General features: G+C 77.8%; 21 protein-coding genes. 11 read left to right on the forward strand and 10 right to left on the reverse strand.

Annotation, left to right across the window (positions count from 1 at the left end; translation table 11 throughout):
• The first annotated feature begins 56 nt into the window (after window positions 1–56).
• Both ACFO3M_RS17370 and ACFO3M_RS17375 read left to right on the forward strand, forming a co-directional pair.
• A complete protein-coding gene (locus ACFO3M_RS17370) occupies window positions 57–1,439 on the forward strand; it encodes a WS/DGAT/MGAT family O-acyltransferase (RefSeq protein ID WP_387991555.1) in 1,383 nt (460 codons plus the stop codon).
• A gap of 68 nt (window positions 1,440–1,507) precedes the next feature.
• Window positions 1,508–2,020 (forward strand): DUF6912 family protein, encoded by a 513-nt coding sequence (locus tag ACFO3M_RS17375; RefSeq protein WP_387991558.1) that lies wholly within the window; start codon window positions 1,508–1,510, stop codon window positions 2,018–2,020.
• An 8-nt stretch (window positions 2,021–2,028) separates the two neighbouring features.
• On the opposite strand, the gene ACFO3M_RS17380 is transcribed toward ACFO3M_RS17375, so the two are convergent.
• Window positions 2,029–6,156, reverse strand: coding sequence for an FtsK/SpoIIIE domain-containing protein (locus ACFO3M_RS17380; RefSeq protein ID WP_387991561.1), 4,128 nt, complete (start codon window positions 6,154–6,156; stop codon window positions 2,029–2,031).
• Between the two features lie 154 nt (window positions 6,157–6,310).
• Here ACFO3M_RS17380 and ACFO3M_RS17385 point away from each other — a divergent pair, with 154 nt between their 5' ends.
• Window positions 6,311–6,604 (forward strand): WXG100 family type VII secretion target, encoded by a 294-nt coding sequence (locus tag ACFO3M_RS17385; RefSeq protein ID WP_387991564.1) that lies wholly within the window; start codon window positions 6,311–6,313, stop codon window positions 6,602–6,604.
• 7 nt (window positions 6,605–6,611) lie between these two features.
• Here ACFO3M_RS17385 and ACFO3M_RS17390 read toward each other — a convergent pair whose 3' ends face one another.
• Window positions 6,612–7,526: an HTTM domain-containing protein gene (locus ACFO3M_RS17390; RefSeq protein ID WP_387991566.1), complete on the reverse strand. Its 915-nt coding sequence runs from the start codon at window positions 7,524–7,526 to the stop codon at window positions 6,612–6,614.
• Complete coding sequence (locus tag ACFO3M_RS17395) at window positions 7,523–8,011, reverse strand: hypothetical protein (protein WP_387991569.1); 489 nt, start codon at window positions 8,009–8,011, stop codon at window positions 7,523–7,525. The genes ACFO3M_RS17390 and ACFO3M_RS17395 overlap by 4 nt, the downstream gene beginning before the upstream one ends.
• A 143-nt stretch (window positions 8,012–8,154) precedes the next feature.
• Here ACFO3M_RS17395 and ACFO3M_RS17400 point away from each other — a divergent pair, with 143 nt between their 5' ends.
• Complete coding sequence (locus ACFO3M_RS17400; RefSeq protein WP_387991572.1) at window positions 8,155–8,664, forward strand: MaoC family dehydratase; 510 nt, start codon at window positions 8,155–8,157, stop codon at window positions 8,662–8,664.
• A 24-nt stretch (window positions 8,665–8,688) separates the two neighbouring features.
• Here the strand turns inward: ACFO3M_RS17400 and ACFO3M_RS17405 are convergent, their stop codons facing one another.
• Window positions 8,689–9,117, reverse strand: a complete 429-nt coding sequence (locus tag ACFO3M_RS17405; RefSeq protein ID WP_387991575.1) for an NUDIX hydrolase — start codon at window positions 9,115–9,117, stop codon at window positions 8,689–8,691.
• A 106-nt stretch (window positions 9,118–9,223) separates the two neighbouring features.
• Between ACFO3M_RS17405 and ACFO3M_RS17410 the strand changes: the two genes are divergently transcribed.
• From ACFO3M_RS17410 to ACFO3M_RS17430, 5 genes are all read left to right on the forward strand, one after another.
• Window positions 9,224–9,847, forward strand: coding sequence for a DUF6758 family protein (locus tag ACFO3M_RS17410; RefSeq protein WP_387991578.1), 624 nt, complete (start codon window positions 9,224–9,226; stop codon window positions 9,845–9,847).
• Window positions 9,848–9,972: 125 nt separating this feature from the next.
• Window positions 9,973–10,137 carry a hypothetical protein gene (locus ACFO3M_RS17415; protein WP_387991580.1) on the forward strand — a complete coding sequence of 55 codons (165 nt, stop codon included), beginning with the start codon at window positions 9,973–9,975 and terminating at the stop codon, window positions 10,135–10,137.
• A gap of 7 nt (window positions 10,138–10,144) precedes the next feature.
• Window positions 10,145–10,771 carry a PH domain-containing protein gene (locus ACFO3M_RS17420; RefSeq protein WP_387991583.1) on the forward strand — a complete coding sequence of 209 codons (627 nt, stop codon included), beginning with the start codon at window positions 10,145–10,147 and terminating at the stop codon, window positions 10,769–10,771.
• 35 nt (window positions 10,772–10,806) lie between these two features.
• Window positions 10,807–11,682 (forward strand): PHP domain-containing protein, encoded by an 876-nt coding sequence (locus tag ACFO3M_RS17425; protein ID WP_387991586.1) that lies wholly within the window; start codon window positions 10,807–10,809, stop codon window positions 11,680–11,682.
• 9 nt (window positions 11,683–11,691) lie between these two features.
• Window positions 11,692–12,558 (forward strand): RecB family exonuclease, encoded by an 867-nt coding sequence (locus tag ACFO3M_RS17430; protein WP_387991588.1) that lies wholly within the window; start codon window positions 11,692–11,694, stop codon window positions 12,556–12,558.
• Between the two features lie 79 nt (window positions 12,559–12,637).
• Here ACFO3M_RS17430 and ACFO3M_RS17435 read toward each other — a convergent pair whose 3' ends face one another.
• From ACFO3M_RS17435 to ACFO3M_RS17450, 4 genes are all read right to left on the reverse strand, one after another.
• Window positions 12,638–13,507 carry an oxygenase MpaB family protein gene (locus ACFO3M_RS17435; RefSeq protein WP_387991590.1) on the reverse strand — a complete coding sequence of 290 codons (870 nt, stop codon included), beginning with the start codon at window positions 13,505–13,507 and terminating at the stop codon, window positions 12,638–12,640.
• The gene (locus ACFO3M_RS17440) at window positions 13,504–14,418 is read right to left on the reverse strand and encodes an alpha/beta fold hydrolase (protein WP_387991592.1); all 915 of its coding nucleotides are present in this window, start codon (window positions 14,416–14,418) and stop codon (window positions 13,504–13,506) included. The genes ACFO3M_RS17435 and ACFO3M_RS17440 overlap by 4 nt, the downstream gene beginning before the upstream one ends.
• 69 nt (window positions 14,419–14,487) lie before the next feature.
• Complete coding sequence (locus ACFO3M_RS17445) at window positions 14,488–15,651, reverse strand: outer membrane protein assembly factor BamB family protein (protein WP_387991618.1); 1,164 nt, start codon at window positions 15,649–15,651, stop codon at window positions 14,488–14,490.
• A gap of 14 nt (window positions 15,652–15,665) precedes the next feature.
• Window positions 15,666–17,642, reverse strand: coding sequence for a DEAD/DEAH box helicase (locus ACFO3M_RS17450; protein ID WP_387991594.1), 1,977 nt, complete (start codon window positions 17,640–17,642; stop codon window positions 15,666–15,668).
• Window positions 17,643–17,714: 72 nt separating this feature from the next.
• Between ACFO3M_RS17450 and ACFO3M_RS17455 the strand changes: the two genes are divergently transcribed.
• Window positions 17,715–18,365 (forward strand): ferritin-like fold-containing protein, encoded by a 651-nt coding sequence (locus ACFO3M_RS17455; protein WP_387991597.1) that lies wholly within the window; start codon window positions 17,715–17,717, stop codon window positions 18,363–18,365.
• Between the two features lie 208 nt (window positions 18,366–18,573).
• On the opposite strand, the gene ACFO3M_RS17460 is transcribed toward ACFO3M_RS17455, so the two are convergent.
• The gene (locus ACFO3M_RS17460) at window positions 18,574–18,810 is read right to left on the reverse strand and encodes a DUF3107 domain-containing protein (protein ID WP_387991600.1); all 237 of its coding nucleotides are present in this window, start codon (window positions 18,808–18,810) and stop codon (window positions 18,574–18,576) included.
• A 111-nt stretch (window positions 18,811–18,921) separates the two neighbouring features.
• On the reverse strand, window positions 18,922–19,563 hold the full coding sequence (locus ACFO3M_RS17465) for a TetR/AcrR family transcriptional regulator (protein ID WP_387991603.1): 642 nt from the start codon (window positions 19,561–19,563) through the stop codon (window positions 18,922–18,924).
• 69 nt (window positions 19,564–19,632) lie between these two features.
• On the opposite strand from ACFO3M_RS17465, the gene ACFO3M_RS17470 reads away from it, so the two are divergent.
• A complete protein-coding gene (locus ACFO3M_RS17470) occupies window positions 19,633–20,721 on the forward strand; it encodes an alpha/beta fold hydrolase (protein ID WP_387991606.1) in 1,089 nt (362 codons plus the stop codon).
• The last annotated feature ends 303 nt before the right edge of the window (window positions 20,722–21,024 follow it).

Below are 21,024 nucleotides of genomic sequence, written 5' to 3' on the forward strand. Positions count from 1 at the left end.
AGGTGTGCCGGCCTCCGCCCGCGACGTACGGTGGGCTCCCGATCCGGAGGAGGACTATGGCCGAGCGGCTGAGCACCCTGGACGCGTCGTTCCTCTACCTGGAGGACGACGGGGTGCCGATCCACGTCGCCGGAGTCCTGGTCCTGGAGCCGGTCGAGGGCGGTCTCGACACCCTCGCCGAGCTGGTCGAGGCGCGGCTGCCGCTGGTGCCGCGCTACCGGCAGCGGATCGTGCCGGTGCCGGGCCACCTGGCCAACCCGGTGTGGGCCGACGACCCCGACTTCGACGTCGCCTACCACGTCCGGCGGTCGGCGGTGCCGCGCCCGGGAACCGAGGCGCAGCTGCTCGACCTGGTCTCCCGGGTGACCTCGCGCCCGCTGGACCGCGGCCGGCCGCTGTGGGAGGTCTACCTGGTCGAGGGCCTGTCCGGCGGCCGGGTCGCGGTGGTCACCAAGACCCACCCCGCGCTGGTCGACGGCCTGGGCGCCGTGGACATCGCGCAGGTCCTGCTCGACCCCTCGCCGGACGCGCCGGTCCCGTCGGCCGACGACTGGGCGCCGCGGCGGGTGCCCGGCCCGGTCGAGCTGGTCCGCGACGCGCTCGGGGACTACGTGCAGCGCCCGACGGCGGTGCTCGAGACCGCACGGTCGGCGGTCGGTGACCTGCGCTCCACCGCGGCGCGGGTGCGGGGCGTGGCCGGAGGGCTGGTGCGGGCGGCCCGCTCGGCGGTCGTCCCGGCACCGCACGGCCCGCTCGCCCGCACGCTGGGCAACCAGCGGCGGGTCGCCGTCGCGCGCGCCGACCTCGAGGACCTCAAGGTAATCCGCAACGCGCACGGCGGCACGATCAACGACGTCCTGCTGACCGTGCTCAGCGGCGCCCTGCGCGACTGGCTGCTGTCCCGCGGCGAGCCGGTGCTCGGCTCGACCGCCGTCCGCGCGCTGGTGCCGGTGTCGGTGCAGGGCGAGGAGCAGGACGCGCCGGGCAGCAGCGTGGCGGCCTACCTGGTCGACCTGCCGGTCGGGGAGCCCAACCCGTGGGTGCGGCTGGCCCGCCTCAGCTACGCGATGCGCGGGGTGACCGGCTCGGGCCGCTCGGTCCGCGCCGACACGCTCGTCGCGCTGACCGGTTTCGCCCCGCCGACGCTGCACGCGCTCGGTGCGCGCGCGGCCCGGGGGCTGTCGCGGCGGATGTTCAACCTCGTCGTCACCAACGTCCCGGGCCCGCAGGTGCCGCTGTACGCCGCCGGCAGCCGGATGCTCGAGGTGTTCCCCGTGGTCCCGCTCGTCGGCGGGCAGGGCCTGGCGGTCGGCATGACCAGCTACGACGGGCACGTCTACGTCGGGCTCAACGCCGACCGGGACGGCGTCGGGGACGTGGACGTGCTGGCCGACCTCGTCGAGCAGGAGGTCGGGGCGCTCGCCGACTCCGTGCGCTGACCCGGCGGCGGACCCGCGCCGGGGGTGCGGGATACGGTCGCCTTCCCCGACAGGAGAGGAGCGGCCGGGTGCGGATCTACCTGCCGGCGACCACGAGCGTCCTCCGCACGCTCGTGGACGAGGGCCGGCTGAGCGGGCCGCACACCGGCTTCGCGGTCACCCCGCGGCTGCGCGACCACTACGCGCTCAGCGACGCCGCGGCCGACGTCGAGGAGCTGGAGTACGCGGCGCTGCTCGCCGCCGCCCGGGCCAGCCTGCGGCTGGTCGACGTCGACCCCACGGCCGCCCGCCGCCGCGTGGTGCTCGCCGCCGACGTCCCCGACGGCGCGGTCACCGAGATCGACGACCCGGACACCGACCCCGGCGCCGTGCGGGTCACCGCCGACGTCGCGCTCGCCGACGTGGCCAGCGCGCACGTCGACGGCGCCGAGGCCGAGGAGGACGTGCGCGCCGCGGTCGCCGTGGTGCTCGAGGCCGACCTCGGCAGCGAGGAGGCGCAGTTCGTCGTCGACCAGGCCGAGGGGCACGAGCTGGCCTGGTACGCCACGCAGGAGATCGGCCCGGCGCTCGACCTGCTCTGACCGGCCGGTCACCGGCCCGCCCGCCGCGCGCGGGCGACCTGGACCCGCTGCGGGGTCCCGGCGGTGACCAGCCAGCCCGACCCCGGCCGGACCGGCACCGGCGTCCGGGGCAGGCGGGTGCCCAGCAGGTCCGCGTCGCCGGGGCCCGGGCACAGCAGCAGGCCGCTGCGGCCGCGGCGCAGCTCGGCGACCGGGCCGCGGAAGGCGGGGGAGAGCTCCCCGGCCGTCCCGGCGGCGAGCACGAGCACCTCGCCGTCGGTGCGGTCGCCGTCGGTGCGGTCGCCGCCGGTGAGGGCGGTGCCCACGGGTGAGTCGGCGAGCGTCCCGGCGTCGTCCAGCAGCACCGCGCCCGGGCGCCCGGCCAGGCCCGCGCACCACGCCCGCCAGCCCGCGACGTCGTCGGCGGGGAGCACCGGCAGCCCGTCCGGCGCGGACCGGCCGCCCCGGGCCACCCGCACGACGGGGACGCCGACCGCCGTCAGCGTCGTTCCCAGCGCCGCCAGGGTGCTGGTGCGGCCGCTGCCGGGCGGGCCGACGACGAGCAGCCCGCCGGTGCGCAGCAGGTCGACGGTGAGCAGCTCGCCCTCGTCGCCGCCGGGACCCAGCGGCACGCGGCGGAGCAGGTCGGTGCCCTCCCCGGGAGGCGGCTGCACCGGCGGCGGGTCCGGCGGCAGCTCGGGGACGACCAGCGGCCCGGCGCCCGGTGGGGCGGCCGGCGCGGTGCGGCACAGCGGCCGGGGCAGCGCGAGCTGGCACTCGAGCGCCTCCCCGCCCAGCAGCGCCCGGCCCGGCGGGCGCGCGCCGGGGACCGCGCGGACCGGCACGCCGGCCACGGCGTAGTCGGCGCGGTCGGGCAGGGGGAGGACCAGGCGGGTCCCCGCGGCCGCGGCCAGCCGGCCCCCGGGCACGGCGCGGTCGGCGGTCAGGACGCAGGTCAGCGCGGCGGCGCCGCCGTCGCGGACCAGCCGGAGGAACTCGGCCGCGCCCTGCCCCGGGACCGCCTCGTCCAGCTGCGCCAGCAGTGCGTCCACCCCGTCGACCAGGAGCAGGACCGCCGGGGAGTCCGCACCTCCTCCGGCCCGCCGCCCGGCGACCTCCGCGGCCAGCCGGGACACCAGCCGGACGGTGCGCAGCGCGTCGCCGCCGCCGACCACCGTCCCGCTGTGCGGCAGGCCGGCGGCCTCGGCGGCCAGCGCGCCACCGGCGTGGTCGAGGACGTGCACGTGCAGGCGGCTGGGGGACAGCCGCTCCACGGCCTCGGCGAGCACCGTGCGGAGCAGGGTGGTGCGGCCGCTGCGTGGACCGCCCACGGCCAGCCAGCCGCCGCCGCGGTCGAGGTCGAGCAGCAGCGGCTCCCGCGCCTGCCGGTCGGGGCGGTCGACGAGCCCCACCACCAGCCGCGTCGGAGGGCCGCCCGCGACGGGGAGGTCGGTCGTCCTCAGCTCCTCCGGGAGCGCCGGCTGCCAGGGCCGGTGCGGCCGCCGCGCGCCCGACGCCGCGGCGTGGCCGGTGGTCGCCGCGGTGACCCGGGCGAGGTCGGTCGGGCCGGCGGGCCTCCCGGGCGCGGTCCCCGCCGGGGGTGCCGGCCAGGACCAGCGGGTCACCGTCGGGCCGGCAGCCGCCGCGGGGCCGAGCGACACCCGTGCCGCCTGGAACGGGACCGGGCGGCCGCTGCCGGTGCGCAGGTACCCGCGGCCGGGACGGTCGGCCGGCACCGTCGCGGCGACCCCGCTGCCGAGCACGTCGCGCGAGTCGGCCTCGTCGGTGGTGCGCAGGCACAGCCGCAGCGAGCAGTTGGCCCGGATCTCGGGGGACACCACGCCGCCGGGGCGCTGGGTCGCGAGCACCAGGTGCACGCCGAGGGAGCGGCCCCGCTGGGCGATGCCGACCAGGCCGGCGACGAACTCCGGCAGCTCCTCGGCCAGGCCCGCGAACTCGTCGACGACGATCACCAGCCGCGCCAGCTCCACCTCCGGCGGGAGCGCCGCGAGGTCGGGGACCCGCGCCGCGGCCAGCAGCGCCTCGCGGCGGGAGAGCTCCGCGGTCAGCGACCGCAACGCCCGGGCGGTGGCCGCGCCGTCCAGGTCGGTCACCAGGCCGACGGTGTGCGGCAGCGCGACGGCCTCGGCGAAGGCGGCGCCGCCCTTGTAGTCGACCAGCAGGAACGAGCACCGGTCGGGCGGGTGCGCCAGCGCGAGCCCGGCGACCAGCGTCTGCAGCAGCTCGGACTTCCCCGATCCGGTCGTCCCCGCCACCAGGGCGTGCGGCCCGTCCCGCACCAGGTCGACCCCGGCTGCGCCGTCCGCGGTCACGCCCAGCCGGGCGGTGAGCGACGACCGCGTGGCCGACCACGCGACCGGCACCTCCCCGGCGGGCAGGTCCCGGCCGTCCGCGAGCAGGTCGAGCAGGCGCACGGTGCGCGGCAGCCCCGCGCCCTGCCGGGCGGGCGCCAGGGGAGCCAGGGCGCGGGCGAGCCGTGCCGCGGCGGCGAGGGGCAGCCGGTCGACGACGACCTCGGCGGAAAGGGCACCGTCGCCGAGGCCGAGCCGCCCGGTGTCGCCGGTCTCGCCCCCGACCTCGAGGACGGCCGGGACGCAGCCGCCGAGGTCCTCGCCGCGGCGGGCGAGTGCCAGCAGCACCGCGCCCCGCTCGCGGCACCGGCGCAGGAGCTCCGCGAGCGCCGGGTCGACCGGCCGGTCGACGACGAGGACCGGCGTCCCCTCGGCGTCCCCGCACCCGTCGGCAAGGCCGGTCAGCCACGAGGGCAGCGCCGGGTCGGCTCCGGGCCCCGGGAGGTGGACCGAGACCGCGCCCGCCGGCAGGTGCGGCAGCCACCGCGCCCAGGACCAGTCGGCCGCACGCCCGGCGGAGGCGAGGACCGCGACGTCGACGTCGCCGGGTGCGGACAGGGCGACCAGCTGCGCCAGCAGCCCCCGCACCACCCCCAGCGCGGGCTCCCGCGGGCCGGTCACGGCCAGGCCCCCGGTCCGGCGCAGGTCGACGGTCACCGGCAGGTCGGCCGCCGCCTCGGGCAGCCGCCGGCCCGCCTCGACGCGGACCACCCGGGTGGGGCCCGCGCCGGTCCCCACCCGCACGGTCAGCGCCGCCGCGTCCCCGGGGCGGCGGGACCACAGCAGGGTGGTCCGCCGGCGCGCCGCGGCGGTCAGCGCCGCCAGGTCGGGAGCGGCCGCCCGCGCCGCCCGGACGTCGGCCCGGACCGCCTCGGCCAGCCGGGCGCGGGTCTCCTGCACCTCCCCGGCGTGCGCCGCGGCCGCCCGCCGGCCGGTGCGCGACCCGCTCCACCGGTCCGACGCCCAGCTGCCCACCGCCACCAGCGGGCCGAGCAGTGCGAAGAACAGGAAGGTCGGTGCCGACAGCACCAGCGCGAGCGCGACCCCGGCGACCGCCGGCAGCACGACGGCCACCCAGCCCAACCGGCGCCGTGGTGCGGCAGCGGGCGGGTCCGGCCACGCCACCTCCACCTCCGGGCGGTGCGCGGGCGGCGGGACGCCCGGGCGGACGAGCCGGCGGCCGCCCGGCCCGGGCCGCAGCGCCGCGCGCCCGTCCCGTGGTCCGGTGACGGTCACCGAACTCGCGCCCAGCCGCAGCACCGCCCCGGGGCGCCACGGGTGCGCCGCGCCGTCGAGGTCGGCGTCGTCGAGCCGGCTGCCGTTGGTCGAGCCGAGGTCGGTCACGGTGATGCCACTGGCGCCGACGTCCAGCGCGACGTGCCGACGGGAGACCCCCGGATCGGGGAGGGACAGCGTGGCGCCGGCGCCGCGGCCGAGCACGTGCCGGCCGGTGGCCAGCGGGACGGCGGTGCCCGCGGCGGGCCCGCCGACCACGTGCAGCTCCAGGGGGCTGGCGGCCGGCTCGCCGGACGGGGGGACCGGGCGGCCCAGGCCCAGGACCGCGCCGTGGACCAGGCGGTCGTCGGTGAGGAGGAGCTCCCCGGGCAGTCGGGTGCTGCCGGACCACAGCCCCGCCGCCGCGGTGCCGAGGGCGGCGGCCAGCGGGACCAGCACGGTGTCGAGCCGGGCGTCGTCGGAGGCGCGGACCTCGACGTCGACGGCGCCGTCGGGGCCGACCACCGTCCAGCAGCGGGCCTCGGCGCCGGCGGGGAGGGGAGCGGACACGGGCGCGACGCTCCCGGCCGCGGGCCGGCCGCGGTGCCCGCCGGCCGGGGTTGTGGACGGGGCCGGGGCTGTGGACGGCGTCGGCGCCTCCGGGACGGGTGCGGCCTAGCGTCCGCAGCCACCCGGGAGGGACCCGGGACGGACAGGAGGAGCCATGAGGGTCGACATCGGGACGCTGCAGTCGATGGCCGGGCGGTGCCAGGCGGAGGCGGCCGAGACCGCCGCGCGGCACGCGACGCTGTCGAGCACGGTCACGAGCTCGGTGCTCGACGGCTGGACCGACAGCCAGGCCGCGGTGCAGTTCAGCGCGCTCTACGAGCAGTGGCGGGTCTCGGCCCAGGGGGTGAGCGACGCGCTCACCGGCATGGGCGGGCTGCTCACCGCGGTCGCCGCGTCCTACCAGCAGCACGAGGCGGACGTGGCCGCCCGCATCGGTGCGCTGATCTGACGCCGGGTCAGCCGGGTGGTGCCGCGGCGGACAGCGTGGCGGCTCGCCCGGGCTGCAGGCGCCGGCGCACCGCGGCGACGGCCTCGGGTGCCCGCTCCCACGGCAGGATCGACAGGATCGCCACGCAGTGCGGCAGGAAGATGATCCGCAGCCCGCCGAACACCATGAGGTGGAAGCCCAGCAGGAACACGACGAGGGCGACGCGGGCCCGGTCGGACCGGACGAGCAGCATCAGCGGCGCGGCGAACTCGAACACGAGCATCACCCACTGCACGGTCACCAGCAGGCCGGGGACGTCGAGCATCCAGTCCGACAGGGCGGTGCCCCGGCGGATCACCGCGCGGGTGATGGTCGAGCCGGTCGCCCAGTCCCAGCCGCCGAAGCGCATCTTCGCCCAGGCCGCGAGGAAGTAGGTGAGCATCACCGTCACCATCACGGCGGCCATCGCCCATCCGGCGGCCTCGGACCGGCGGCGGTCGCGCCAGCGGACCCGGCCGATGGTGGGCAGCACGGCGAGCGCGACGAGGTAGGCGATGCGGTCGTGGTCGACCTTGCCGTAGCTCATCGCGATGACCATCCACTCGAGGTACAGCACGAACACGGCCGTGCCGAGCAGACGGGGGGCGCGGCCGGTGGCCGCGGCGAGGGCGGTGAGGACCAGTGCCCACTGCACGACGTGGACGACGGTCGACGTCGGCGTGGGCAGGTGCAGCACGCGGGCGATCTCGAGGGGCTGGTACCAGACGGTCGGCACCTCGGCGTGCGCACGCACCCAGGCGGTGGTGAGGAAGACGTCGACCGGCACGAACAGGTAGGCGATGGTGCGGAACACCGCGATGCGGGCCAGCGGGACCGGGCGGGTCCAGAAGCCGCGCAGGCCGCGGACCGCGGAGACGAGGGAGGTGACCGGTGAGGAGCTCACGCGCCGGCCCCCAGGTCCTGCTCGACGAGGACGCGGTCGGTCCACGCGCCGGTCGGCTGCCCGTCGGCGAGCTCGAAGTGCCGCTGCACCACCTGCACCTCGACGAGGTCGGGGGCGTCCGGGTGCCGGCGCGCGTAGGTCTCGGCCAGCGTGACCAGCAGCGCGGGGTCGTCGACCAGCCGCGGGAGCTGCCCCTCGAACTCGGCCCGGCGCAGCCCCACCTCGCCGCCGGACAGGCGCACCTCCTCGCCCTCGCCGGTCAGGCCGACCACGCGGGTGGAGACCACCGGCGCGTTCACCTCGGCGCGGGTCGAGTACATCTTGAACGGGCCGAACGGGAACGAGGCGTCGGTGCCCCAGACCGTCCCGGCCAGCAGCAGCGCGAGGACGGCCAGGGAGGCAGCGAGGCGGACGCGGCGCCCGCCGGTGGAGAGCCTGACGACGTCCGCCTCCGCGGGGTCGCCGGCGCGGGACGGCTGGACCACCCGGGCATCGTAGGATCGGCGCCCGTCCAGATGGGTCACCGACGCCGCGTGGTGGGCAACTGGCCTGCCCGGCCCGGGACGGCCCCTGCGCCCGCGCACGACGTCGGCACCGTCCACCGCACGACGACGTCGGAGGAGCGCACATGCAGTTCGGTCGGTACTACGAGGAGTTCGAGGTCGGGGCGGTCTACAAGCACTGGCCCGGGAAGACCGTCACCGAGTACGACGACCACCTGTTCTGCCTCATCACGATGAACCACCACCCGCTGCACCTGGACACCCACTACGCGGCGGAGACCACGGACTTCGGCAGGAACGTCGTCGTCGGCAACTACGTCTACTCGCTGCTGCTCGGCATGAGCGTGCCCGACGTGTCGGGCAAGGCCATCGCCAACCTGGAGATCGAGTCGCTGCGGCACGTGGCGCCGACCTTCCACGGCGACACCGTCTACGGCGAGACCACCGTCCTGGACAAGACGGAGTCGAAGTCGAAGGACGACCGCGGCGTCGTGTACGTCGAGACGATCGGCTACAAGCAGGACGGCACCGTCGTCTGCGTCTTCCGGCGCAAGGTCATGGTGCCCAAGCGCTCCTACGGCGAGGCCCGCGGCGGCGAGCAGCCCGGCCGCCCGGAGCCGAAGCCGCGCTCCTGAGGGGCGGGTGCGCTGCCGGACCGGTCAGGACGGCAGCGCACCCCAGCCGCGCAGCGTCGCGACCAGTCCCGGCGTGCAGGCCAGCCGACCGAGGTCGGCGGCGCCGGCCCAGGTGACCGCGTCGGCGTCGTCGCCCGGGACCGGCGTCGCGGCCGGGGCCTCGAGGGTGCAGGCGAAGTCCACGACGTCGTAGACGACGCCGTCGCCGGGGACGGTCACCCGACCGACCTCCGCGCCGACCCGGACCGCCAGCCCGGTCTCCTCGCGCACCTCGCGGGCGACCGCCGCGGGCAGCGTCTCACCCGGCTCCACCCGCCCGCCGGGCACCGACCACAGCCCCCGACCGGGGGCGTTGCGCCGGCGGACCAGCAGCAGCCGGCCCTCCCCGTCGAGGACCACGGCGCCGACGCAGGCCTGCACCGGCAGCCGGTCGCCGGGGGAGTCGGGAGCCACGACGGCAGGCTACGGCCGGGCCCGCGGCGGGACGGCCCGGCCGGGCGGCACGGCGCCGTCCGCCAGCGCTTGACGTCAGCCCCGAGTGACAGGACGGTGTCTTGCGATGAGCGCCTCCCCGGTCTGTCCCCGCTGTGGCGAACCACTGGTGGTGCGCCCCGGGGACTCGGCGGTGGCCTGGTGCCACGTGCACGGCGCGGTCACCCCGCTGCACCACACCACGCTCATCGCCCACGACGCGATCGCGGCGGTGACCGCCGACGCCCGGGTGCCGGCGTGGGTGCCCGACCCGGTGCCGCCGGGCTGGTCGGTGACCGGCCTGGCCTGGGGCGGGGAACCCGGGGCGCGGGCGATCGTCGTCGGCTGCGCCGGCCCGGCGCCGCTGGGCGGGTCGGCAGAGCTGGTGCTGGTCGCCGAGGAGCCGGGCATGGGCGTGGGCTGCGGCTACGCCGGCTTGCCGGGCCTGGACCCCGGCGACGTCATCACCGGCCCCTCGTCGGCGTCGGTGGAGGCCGCCGGCCAGCACGCGCCGCTGTGGGCGGTGCCCACCTCCGACGACCGGGCCGCCTTCGTCGGCGAGGCGTTCGGCGTGTGGCTGTGGTTGGTGATGTGGCCGATGTCGGCGGCCTGGCTGCTGGCCGAGGAGATGCGCCTGCTCGACCTCCGCGAACGGCTCTACCCGGACCTCCCGCTCGGCCCGCCCAGCGAGCACCTGCTGCCGGGGGACTGACCCGTCCGTCCGCCGCCCGGCGTGTCCCGGCGGAGGGCACTGGGGCCTGTGTTACCCATGGGGCCGGCCCTCGGGGCCGACCCGCGCGGGCACGTCGTCCGCCGGTCCGAGCGGATCCCCCGGGGGTGGCGGTGAACCTGAAGAAGGTGCTCGTCTGGCTGGCGGTGGCCTTCGTCGTGTTCTACGTCATCCAGCGCCCCGAGGCCTCGGCCGACGTGGTGCGCGGCGCCGGGGAGGCGCTCGGTAGCGCCGCGTCGTCGATCGCGGCCTTCGTCGGCTCGCTCGTCTGACCCCGCCGTGAGCGGCCCGGCCGGCGGCCGCCCGCCGCGGTGGGCCAAGGACGCCGCCAAGTACCTGCTCCCCGGTGAGCAGGCGGTCGTGGCGACCCGCCGGCACTGGGCGGTGCTGCTCTGGCCGGGCGCGAAGGCGGTCGCCGTCCTGCTCGCCGGGCTGTGGGTGCTCACCCTCGACCCCGGCAACCGGGTCAGCGCGAGCGTCGGGCTGCTCGTCGTCCTCGGCGCCCTCGGCTGGTTCGCGCTGCGGGCCGGCGAGTGGTGGATGCGGCACTTCATCGTCACCCGCCGCCGCGTGCTGCTGACCTCGGGGATCGTCGCCCGCACGGTCAGCCTGCTGCCGCTGCGCCGGATCACCGACCTGACCTGGAAGGAGACCGTCCCCGGCCAGCTGCTCGGCTACGGCACCTTCCGGTTCGAGTCGGCCGGCTCGCAGCAGGCGCTGTCGCAGATCACCCACCTGCCGCGCGCGGACCTGCTCTACCGCGAGGTGAGCGAGCTGCTGTTCGGCAGTGACGGGGGCGGCGCCGCGGCCGGCGACGACGAGGGCAACCCGGACGACAACGGGCGCCCCGCCGCGGCGCCGCCCCGGCACGACACCCAGCCGATCCCGCGCCTGCCGGGGGCCTGAGCAGCGCGCGCCCGCCTGGGGGAGGCTGGACGCCGATGCGCATCGACCTGCACACCCACTCGTCGGTCTCCGACGGCACCGACACCCCGGCCCGGCTCCTGGCCGCTGCCCGCGCCGCCGGCCTCGACGTCGTCGCGCTCACCGACCACGACACGACCGACGGGTGGGCGGCGGCCGCCGCGGCCCGGCCGGAGGGGCTGACCGTCGTCCCGGGCCTGGAGCTGTCCGCGCGCTGGTTCCCCGCCGAGGGGCGGCCGGTCAGCGTGCACCTGCTGGCCTACCTGTTCGACCCGGACCACCCGGAGCTGGCCGGCGAGCTGCGGCGGCTGCGCGAGGAGCGGCTGACCCGCGGCCAGCGGATGGTCGCCGCGCTCGCCGCGGCCGGCTACCCGGTGGAGTGGCAGCGGGTCCTGGACTCCAGCGGCGGCGCGGTGGTGGGCCGCCCGCACGTGGCCCGGGCGCTGGTCGAGGCGGGCGTCGTCGCGTCGGTCGAGCAGGCCTTCACCACGCTGCTGCACCAGGGCGGCCCGTACCACGTGACCAAGGCCGACACCGACGTGCTCGAGGGCATCCGGCTGGTCCGGGCGGCCGGCGGCGTGCCGGTGTTCGCCCACGGCCTGGCGACCCGGCGCGGCCGGGTGGTCGACGACGCCGCGATCGCCGCGATGGCCGACGCCGGGCTGGTCGGCCTGGAGGTCGACCACCCCGACCACGACCCGGCCCAGCGCGAGCACCTGCGCGGCCTGGCCGCCGACCTCGGGCTGCTGGTGACCGGGTCCAGCGACCACCACGGCGCGAACAAGGCGACGCCGCTCGGCGCGTGCACCACCGACCCGGAGCAGTACGAGGCGCTGGTGGCCGCGTCCACCGGCAGCGTGCCCCTGGCCGACAGGGGCGCCGTCGCCGGTTAGCGTGGCCGGGTGAGGCAGTCCGACGGCGCACAGCTCGAGATGCCCGGCATGCCGCGCCGGCTGTTCCCCGCGACGCCGAGCAAGCTGGCCACCTTCGCCGACTGCCCGCGCCGCTACCGCTTCGCCTACGTCGACCGGCCGACGCCGCCCAAGGGCCCGCCGTGGGCGCACAACACGGTCGGCTCCGCCGTCCACGCCGCGCTGCGCTCGTGGTGGGACCTGCCGCGGGCACGCCGCACCGCCGTCGCCGCCCGGCAGCTGCTCTACGGCGTCTGGTCGGCCAACGGCTTCCGCGACGACGAGCAGGCCGCCCGCTGGCGCGCCACCGCGGCCGGCTGGGTCACCGGCTACGTCGAGGCGCTGGACCCCGCCGAGGAGCCGGTCGGGCTGGAGCGGCAGGTCTCGTGCACCACCGAGCGGCTGGCGCTGACCGGGCGGGTCGACCGCATCGACCAGCGCGGCGACGAGCTGGTCGTCGTCGACTACAAGACCGGCCGGGTGCCCAGCACCGACGACGAGGCGCGCGGGTCGGCCGCGCTGGCGGCCTACGTGCTCGGCGTGCGGCGCACGCTGCGCCGGCCGTGCAGCCGGGTCGAGCTGCACCACCTGCCCACCGGGACGGTCGCCTCCTTCGAGCACACCGAGCGGTCGCTGGCCAACCACGTGCGCCGGGCCGAGGACGTCGCGGAGGACATCGCCGTCGCCACCCGGCGGGTGGAGGACGGCGTGCCGCCGGACGAGGCGTTCCCCGCCGTCCCCGGCCGGCAGTGCGGCTGGTGCGACTTCCGGCCCAGCTGCCCGGTGGGGCAGGCGGCGACGCCGCCGCGGGAGACCTGGAGCTTCCTGCCCGCCGACGTGGACCCGGCGGGGGCCTAGGACCGGGGGCCCGGGACCGGAGGTCGGGGACCGGAGGTCGGGGAGTGGAGGTCGGGGAGTGGAGGTCGGGGAGTGGAGGCTAGGCGCCGACCTCGACCGCGCCCGCCGTCCGCTCGAAGGCGGCGCGCCGGATCGGGGAGTGCCGGGCCCGCTCGGGCAGCGCGAGCATCCCGGTGCGGAACGCCCGCAGCGCCGCCGTCGCCGCCGTGTCGGTCAGCGTCAGCCCGGGCAGCGAGGCCATCCGGCGGGCCCACGGCGGCAGGGTGGCCACCGCCAGCGACGCCAGCGACCCCCAGGCCGGCCGGGCCGGGGTCAGGAACTGCACCCAGCGCGGCATCGGCGGGACGACGAGGAAGCGCCACGCCTCCCGCCCGGCCGCGGTGAGCGTGAGCTCGGGCCGGAGCCGCTCGAAGTAGCCGGCGAGCGCGGCCACCGAGTCGGGGACGTCGGCGCGGTCGATCCCGATGAGCTCGGCGGCGGTCACCTGCTCGGCCACGTAGCGGTCGGCCTCCGCGGGGGTGACGACGCCGACGCGGCGGGCGACGTCGAGCAGCGAGTCGACCTCGCAGTTGTGCACCCACAGCAGCAGGTCGGGGTCGTCGACGCGGTAGGTGCGGCCGGTGGTCTCCTCGGTGCCGCCCAGGCGCCGGTGCACGCCGCGGACCCGCCGCACCGCGCGGATCGCCTCACGGCGGGTGCCGAAGGTCAGCGTGTCGACGTACTCGGCGGTGCGCACCAGCCGCTGCCACGGCGACGCGCGGAAGACCGAGTTGCGGGCCACGCCGTCCATCGCGACCGGGTGCAGCGCCTGCAGCAGCAGCGCGCGCAGCCCGCCGACGCCGTAGACCGGGTCGGCGTGCACCCGCCAGGTGACGCTGTCGGGCCCGAAGAACCCCAGCAGGTCCTCCTCCGCCGTCCAGTCGCGCGCCGAGGGCCGGGCGGCGCTCACCGGGTCCCCTCCGGCACCGAGGACCAGAACGCCTCGAGCACCTCGAGCGTGCGGCGCGGGTTCTCGACGGCGGGGGAGTGGATCGCGCCGTCGATGACCTCGTGCCGGGCGCCCAGCCGGCGGGCCATGTCCGCCTGGACGTCCGGCGGCCAGGCGTCGTCGGCCACGCCGTGGGCGACCAGCACCGGCACGCCGGTGGCGGCCAGCTCGGCCACGCGGTCGGGCTCGGTGGTCATCGCGTCGGCCATGCCGCGCAGCCCCGCCGCGGTGTTGCGGAGGAACCGGCGGGCGTAGAACGCGCGGGTGGGGGCGGGCACCGCCTGGGCGCGCTCGTCGGTCATCGCCAGCTGCTCGAGCGTGGCGTGCACGGCGGGGACGCCGCCGGAGTCCAGCAGCGGGCCGAGGTGCTCGAGCAGCTCGGCGCGCCGGCCGCCCAGCCGGGCGGGGCCCGACCCGAGCAGCGTCAGCGAGCGGAAGGCGGCGGGGTCGGCGAGGACGGCGCCGCGGCCGACCAGCCCGCCGAAGCTGTGCCCGAGCAGGTGCGGGGTGCCGGTCTCCTCGCGCAGCAGGGAGGCCACGGCGACGACGTCGGCGGCGAGCTCGGCGACCGAGTAGGCGGCGGGGTCGTCGGGGCCGGGGGACTCGTACTGCCCGCGCTGGTCGATCGCCACCACCCGGTAGCCGTCGGCGGCCAGCGGCGCGAGCAGCGGGGCGAAGTCCTCCTTGCTGCCGGTGTACCCGGCGACCAGCAGCACCGTGCCGCTGGGCCCGTCGCCGCCGGTGTCCAGCGCGGCCAGGGGCCCGGCCCGCCCGGAGAGGGTGCGCGCCGTCGCGTCGTGGTCGGCGAGCTGGCGCAGGTCGTCGGCGGCGATGGCGAGGTCGGGGCTGTGCGAGGTGCCGGGCAGGACCATGGTCCCCAGTGAACCCCGCCGTCGGCGGCCGCGCCGCCGCACGGGGGCCGCGCGGGGACTACGCGGGGACTACGCGTACCCGAGCACCCGGTCGGGGAGCGCGTAGACGAGCACCGGCCCGGCGACGGCGGCGCGCCCGCCGGGCGCCGGCGGGTCCTGCAGCGCCACTCGGGAGAGCTCGGCGCCGGTGGCCGGGTCGCGCAGGACGAGGCCGTCGGGCTCGGGCACCCAGACGCCGGCCTGCCCGGCCTCGCCCTTGCCGGCGGCGGAGGCGGTGGGCAGGCCGAGGGCGGGCAGCGACCACAGGGTGGCGCCGCTCGTGCCGTCCAGCGCCCGGACGGTGCCGCGCGCCCACACCAGCGCGACGTCGCCGGTCCCGGACTGCAGCACGGGATCGCCCTCCGCGCCGCCGTCGGTCGCGGCCGGGAGCGCGAGCTCCTGCAGCTGCGTGCCGTCGTCGGGGCGGTGGACCAGCAGGGCGTCGCCGGTGACGACGGCGACCAGCCGGTCCACGCCGGCCAGCCGCACGTCGGCGCCGCCCGTGGCGGCCAGGTCGCGGGTCCAGCGGGCCTCGCCGGAGAAGGAGTCGAACAGCCGCAGCTGGACGGCGGCCGAGCCGGTGCAGCGCTGCAGCACCGCGACGCCGGCGCTGCCCGCGGCGGTGTCGAGCAGCGTGCAGCCGGACTCCGCGCCCGCCCGCCAGCGGACGTTGTCCCCGACCGGGTCGAGGACGACGACGCCGGTGTCGCTGCTGGCGAGGACCACCTGGTCGGCGCCGGTGACGGTGGCGTCGCCGCGCAGGCTCAGGTTGCGGGTCCAGGCGCGCACGCCGGTGGCCGCGGTGAGCGCCAGCGCCTCGTCGCAGCGGTCCGCGGTGCGGAAGACGGCGACGACCAGCCCGTCGCCGGCGGAGAGCCCGCACAGCGCGGCGTCGGTGCGCCGGTAGTGCCAGGCCTCCTCGCCCGTGGCCGGGTCCAGCGCCGTGACGCCGTCGGCGACGGGCACGACCACCCGCCCGCCCTCGACGACGGCGTCCGGCAGCGGGACGTCGACGTCGGCCGACCAGGCGGGCGCGAGCTCACCGGCCGGCGCGGTCGAGGGGACCGGCGGCTCGCCGGCGGTGGTGCTGTCGGTCGCGGCGACGCTCGACCCCCGCCACAGCAGGGTGGCGACGACGGCCAGCGCGAGCGCGGCCGCCGTCCAGACCCACACCCGCAGCGGCGGGGGACGCATCGCCACGCGGCGTCTTACGCGGCGGACTCGGAGTCGCCGCCGTCGCCGTCCTGGCCCTCGGCGCCGGAGGCCGCGGAGGCGCCGGAGCGACCCCGGCCGCCGCGGCGGCGACGGCGGCGCGGCCTGGCCGCGCCCTCCCCGGACCCGTCGGTCGCGTCCCCGGCCGGGGACGCGGGGGCCTCGCCGGACCCGGCCTCACCCGACGCGGCGGCGGCGGGCGCGGCGGCCACGGCCTCGGCCGCGGCGCCGCCGCGGGTGCGGCGGCGCGAGCGGGACCGGGCCGGGCGCTCGCCCTCGGTGCGGGACTCCTCCCGCGCGGGACCGCGGCCGGCGCCCCTGGTCTTCTTGCCCGTCTCGCCGAGGTCCTCGAGCACCTCCGCGTCGAGGCCCTCGCGGGTCCGCTGCGCGCGCGGCAGCCGGCCCTTGGCGCCCTCGGGGACGTCGAGGTCGGTGTAGACCCACGGCGAGGTGGAGTAGGTCTCCGGCGGGTCCACGAACGGCAGGTCCAGCGCCTTGTTGATCAGCTGCCAGCGCGGGATGTCGTCCCAGTCGACCAGCGTGACGGCGACGCCCTCGCGCCCGGCGCGGCCGGTGCGGCCGATCCGGTGCACGTAGGTCTTCTCGTCCTCGGGGCACTGGTAGTTGACGACGTGGCTGACGCCGGTGACGTCGATGCCGCGGGCGGCGACGTCGGTGGCGACCAGGACGTCGACCTTGCCGCTCCGGAACGCGCGCAGCGCCTGCTCGCGGGCGCCCTGGCCGAGGTCGCCGTGCACGGCGGCGGCCGCGAACCCGCGGTCGACCAGCTCGTCGGCGACCTTCTGCGCGGTGCGCTTGGTGCGGCAGAAGACCATCGCCAGGCCGCGGCCGCGGGCCTGCAGCACGCGGGCGAGCAGCTCGGGCTTGTCGAGGTTGTGCGCCCGGTACACGAACTGCGTCGTCTGCGGGACGGTCGAGCCCTCGTCGTTGCCGTGCGCCCGGATGTGCGTCGGCTGGGTCATGAACGACCGCGACAGCGTGACGATCGGGCCGGGCATGGTGGCCGAGAACAGCATCGTCTGCCGCTGGGCCGGGACCATGCCGAGGATCCGCTCGATGTCGGGCAGGAAGCCCAGGTCGAGCATCTCGTCGGCCTCGTCGAGGACCAGCACGCGGACCTTGCCGAGGATCAGGTGGCCCTGCTCGGCCAGGTCCAGCAGCCGGCCGGGGGTGCCGACGACGACCTCGACGCCGGCCTGCAGCGCGGACACCTGCGGCTCGAACGCACGGCCGCCGTAGATCGCCTGCACGCGGATGCCGCGCCTGGCGCCGGCGGTGCCGAGGTCGCGGGCCACCTGGACGCACAGCTCGCGGGTGGGGACGACGACCAGCGCCTGCGGGACGCCGTCGCCGCCCTCCGCGGCGGGGACGACGCGCTGCAGCAGCGGGACGCCGAAGCCGAGGGTCTTGCCGGTGCCGGTGCGGGCCTGCCCGATGAGGTCGTTGCCGGCCAGCGCCAGCGGGAGGGTGAGCTCCTGGATCGCGAAGGTCCGGGTGATGCCGGCCTCGGCCAGCGCCGCGACGACGTCGGGGTGGACGTCGAAGTCGCTGAACAGCGGCGCGGTCTCCTCGACGGGAGCGCCGCCGAGCGCCTCGACGGTCTGCTCGACCTGCTCGGGGGCCGGCGCGCCGGTCTCGGCGTGCTCGAGCTCGGTGCTCGGGGTGCCGGTCCCGGTGGGGGTGTTCTCGGTGGGGGTGTTCTCGGTGGGGGTGTTCTCGGTGGAGGTCAGTGCTCTCGCCTCTGGTCGGCTGGGGGAGCTGCCGGGGGCGACGGCGTCGTCGCCCGGGCGCTCCGCGGTCGGGTGTCGCGGGATGCGTTCCAGCGCCGACGCGGCCAGCGGACCGGGGAGGACCGGGACGCACCCGGTGCCCGGTGGGGGCTCCTCAGGGCGTCGTCCGACGTTCGTCAGCGCACAGATACCAGCGCGCCTGGCGGCCCGCCTGTTCCCCATGCTAGCGCGGACAGCGGCTAGCCTCGGTCGCCGCGCGGCCCCGTCCGCCCCGACACCACCCGGAGGTGGCACGTGACCACGGTCGACACCCGAGCCGTCGTCGACCTGCTCGGCGTGCTCGCCTACGCGGAGCTGACCGCGTTCGACCGGCTGGCCGAGGACGCGCGGATGGCGCCCACCCTGGCCGGCCGCGCCGCGCTGGCGCGCATGGCCGCCGCGGAGATGGGCCACCACGACCGGCTGGCGCAGCGGCTGACCGAGCTGGGCGCGGAGCCGACCGAGGCGATGCGCCCGTTCGTGGCCGCGCTCGACGGCTTCCACGAGGGCACCCGGCCCCGCACCTGGCTCGAGGGGCTGGTGAAGGCCTACGTCGGCGACGGCCTGGCCGCCGACTTCTACCGCGAGATCGCGGGCTCCCTGCCCGAGCCGGACCGGTCGCTGATCCTCGAGGTGCTCGCCGACACCGGCCACGCCGACTTCGCCGTCCGCGAGGTCCGGGCCGCGATCGCCGCGCAGCGGACGCTGGCCGGCCGGCTCGCGCTGTGGGGGCGCCGGCTGGTGGGGGAGGCGATCTCCCAGTCGCAGGCGGTCATCGCCGAGCGGGACGGCCTGGCCCGGCTGATCATCGGCGGCACCGGCGACCTGACCGGCGTCGTCCGGCTGGTGGACCGCATCACCGCCGCGCACACCGAGCGCATGAAGACCCTGGGCCTCAACCCCTGAGACTGTGACACTGCGATCCTCCCGGATCGCACCGCGGCCACGTGCCGTTCCCCAGTCGCGCTGAGCCGCTCCGTCGCACCCGCCGGGGACCCTCCGGGCCCGCCACCGGGCACGACCCTCGCGGGGCGGCTCACGTCGTGGAGTCCCGCGACACGTCGACGGGGCGCCCCCGCGCAGTGCGGGGACGCCCCGTCGGGACGTGCGGGTCTCAGGCGCCGGCGACGAAGCCCACCCGGCGCTGGTCGGCCTGGGCGATCTCGACGTAGGCGATCCGGTCGACCGGGACGAGGACACGGCGGCCCCGCTCGTCCTCCAGGGTCAACAGCCCGTCCTTCGTGCCGCCGGACACGGCGGCGGCCACGTCGGCAGCGATCTCGTCAGGGGTCTTCGGGCTGTCGACGACCAGCTCCCGGGGGGAGTGCTGGACACCGATCTTGACTTCCACGGGGGATGCCTCCTCGGGTTGCACGGCTGCCGACCACGCTAGTCCAGCGCGGGGTGCCCGGCCCCGGCGTGCGCCTGTGCCCTCAGCGAACAGGCACGGCGCGGGACCGGATCAGCCCGCGGCCGGCTCGCCCTCGACCCGGGGGAAGCGGGAGATGCCCCGCCACGCCAGCGCGGACATCAGCGACACGGCCTCGTCGCGGGACACCGTGCCCTTCTGCGCCAGCCACCACCGGGCGCTGGTCTCGGCCAGGCCGGTCAGCCCCGAGGCCAGCAGGTGCGCCTGCTCCGGCGAGCTGCCGGTGTCGCCGGCGATCACCTCGGCGATCGCCTCGACGCACGCCCGGTTGCCGCGGTCGACCAGCGCCCGCACGTCGTCGTCGTTGCGCAGGTCGGACTCGAAGACCAGCCGGAACGCGCCGCCCTCGGCGTCGATGAAGTCGAAGTAGGCACCGACGGCGCCGTGCACGCGCTGCCGGTTGTCCTCGGTGCCGGCCATCGCCTCGCGCACCCGGTCGGTGAGCTCGGTGACCTGCTGCTCGAGCAGTGCCAGGTAGAGCTCCCGCTTGCCCGGGAAGTGCTGGTAGAGGACGGGCTTGCTGACGCCGGCGCGGTCGGCGATGTCGTCCATCGCGGCGGCGTGGAAGCCGTGCGCGACGAAGACCTCCTGGGCGGCCTGCAGCAGCTGCAGCCGCCGGGCGCCGCGGGGCAGCCGCGACGTGCGGCGGACGGGGGCCGGTCGGGAGGACTGCATGGTCCCGGGGATGTTACCGGCGGGTCACCCGCCGCACGCGACACCTCCGGCTGGCATACCGTTCGCCGCGTGCCCGAGGTCCGTCGTGCGCGCCGCCGCCCGCCGGCGCCCCCGTCGATCGCCCCGTCGTCCACCGCCCGGCTGTCGACGGCGCCCCTGCCCGTCCCCGGCGCGCCGCCGGACGCCTGGCCCGGCGAGGAGCTGGCGGTCAGCGGCGGCACCGTGTACGTCCGCACCACCCCGTGGGCCGGTCCGCCCGGGGCGCCGCGCGAGCGCGCGCTGTACGTCCACGGCCTCGGCGGCGCGTCCACCAACTGGACCGACCTGGCGGCGCTGCTCGCCGTCCGCTGCGCGGGGTGGGCGGTGGACCTGCCGGGGTTCGGCCGCTCGCAGCCGCCGACCGGCGGGTCGTACTCCATCCGCGGGCACGTGCGCGCCGTCGTGGAGGTCCTCGAGCACGTGCGGGACCAGCCCGGCGACGGGCAGGGCGGGCCGGTGCACCTGCTCGGCAACAGCCTCGGCGGCCTGGTCAGCCTGCTGGTCGCCGCCCGCCGGCCGGACCTCGTCGCGTCGCTGACGCTGGTCTCCCCGGCGATGCCGGTCTACCGCGTGCCGCAGGCGTTCAGCCGCGCGCTGCTGCTGCTCCTGCTGCCGGGCGTGCCGGGCGTCGCCGAGCGGCGGCTGGCCGGCGTGACGCCGGAGCAGTCGGTGCGCGGCATGCTGCAGATGTGCTTCGGCGAGCCCGGGCGGGTGCCGCCGGAGCGGATCGACGCCGCCGTCGCGGAGACCCGCGAGCGGGCGCGGCAGGAGTGGGCCAACCGGGCGCTGACCCGCAGCATGCGCGGCCTCATCACCTCCTACCTGCGGGTCGGCCGGGCCAACGCCTGGCGGCTGGCCCGCGCGCTGCGGATGCCGACGCTGGTCGTCTGGGGCGACCGCGACCGGCTGGTCGACCCGCGGCTGGCCCCGCGGCTGGCGGCGGCCGTCCCCGACGCGCGGCTGCTGGTGCTGGAGACCGTCGGCCACGTGGCGATGCTCGAGGCGCCGGAGGAGACCGCCCGGGCGGTGCTCGGCCTGCTCGAGGACCTCGACGCCGGGGACCGCCGCAGCGCCGCGGAGGCCGGGGACGACGACGAGCCGGAGGCGCGGGCCGGCTGAGCCGGGACCGCGCGACGCGCCACCAGCGGGTCGCACGGGTCTCGTGTGACGCGTGAGAGCCTGACCTGGACGCGCGGTGACGCCGCCCGCGACACTGCGTGACCGGAAGGACGACCGGCAGCCCGGCGGCCACGAGGCCCGACACGGCGAGGAGGCGGCACCGTGGCAGGTCCTCCGCCCGGCCGGCCCCCCGGGGCCCTGACCGGGCGGGAGGCGGCCCGCGGCCTCCCGCCGCTCCCGCCGCTGCCCGCCCGCCCGCCGTCCTCGCGCCCCCCGTCGCCGGCGGCCGACCGCCGCGACCCG

Source organism: Geodermatophilus arenarius (genome assembly GCF_042654585.1).
Taxonomy (GTDB): Bacteria; Actinomycetota; Actinomycetes; order Mycobacteriales; family Geodermatophilaceae; genus Geodermatophilus; species Geodermatophilus arenarius.

Bases quoted from the DNA above. Each gene is read 5' to 3' on its own strand.
- ACFO3M_RS17410 (WP_387991578.1), top strand. From the start codon at position 9,224: ATGAGCGCCTCCCCGGTCTGTCCCCGCTGTGGCGAACCACTGGTGGTG.
- ACFO3M_RS17465 (WP_387991603.1), bottom strand. From the start codon at position 19,563: ATGCAGTCCTCCCGACCGGCCCCCGTCCGCCGCACGTCGCGGCTGCCC.
- ACFO3M_RS17400 (WP_387991572.1), top strand. From the start codon at position 8,155: ATGCAGTTCGGTCGGTACTACGAGGAGTTCGAGGTCGGGGCGGTCTAC.
- ACFO3M_RS17425 (WP_387991586.1), top strand. From the start codon at position 10,807: ATGCGCATCGACCTGCACACCCACTCGTCGGTCTCCGACGGCACCGAC.
- ACFO3M_RS17445 (WP_387991618.1), bottom strand. From the start codon at position 15,651: ATGCGTCCCCCGCCGCTGCGGGTGTGGGTCTGGACGGCGGCCGCGCTC.
- ACFO3M_RS17370 (WP_387991555.1), top strand. From the start codon at position 57: ATGGCCGAGCGGCTGAGCACCCTGGACGCGTCGTTCCTCTACCTGGAG.
- ACFO3M_RS17440 (WP_387991592.1), bottom strand. From the start codon at position 14,418: ATGGTCCTGCCCGGCACCTCGCACAGCCCCGACCTCGCCATCGCCGCC.
- ACFO3M_RS17385 (WP_387991564.1), top strand. From the start codon at position 6,311: ATGAGGGTCGACATCGGGACGCTGCAGTCGATGGCCGGGCGGTGCCAG.
- ACFO3M_RS17450 (WP_387991594.1), bottom strand. From the start codon at position 17,642: ATGGGGAACAGGCGGGCCGCCAGGCGCGCTGGTATCTGTGCGCTGACG.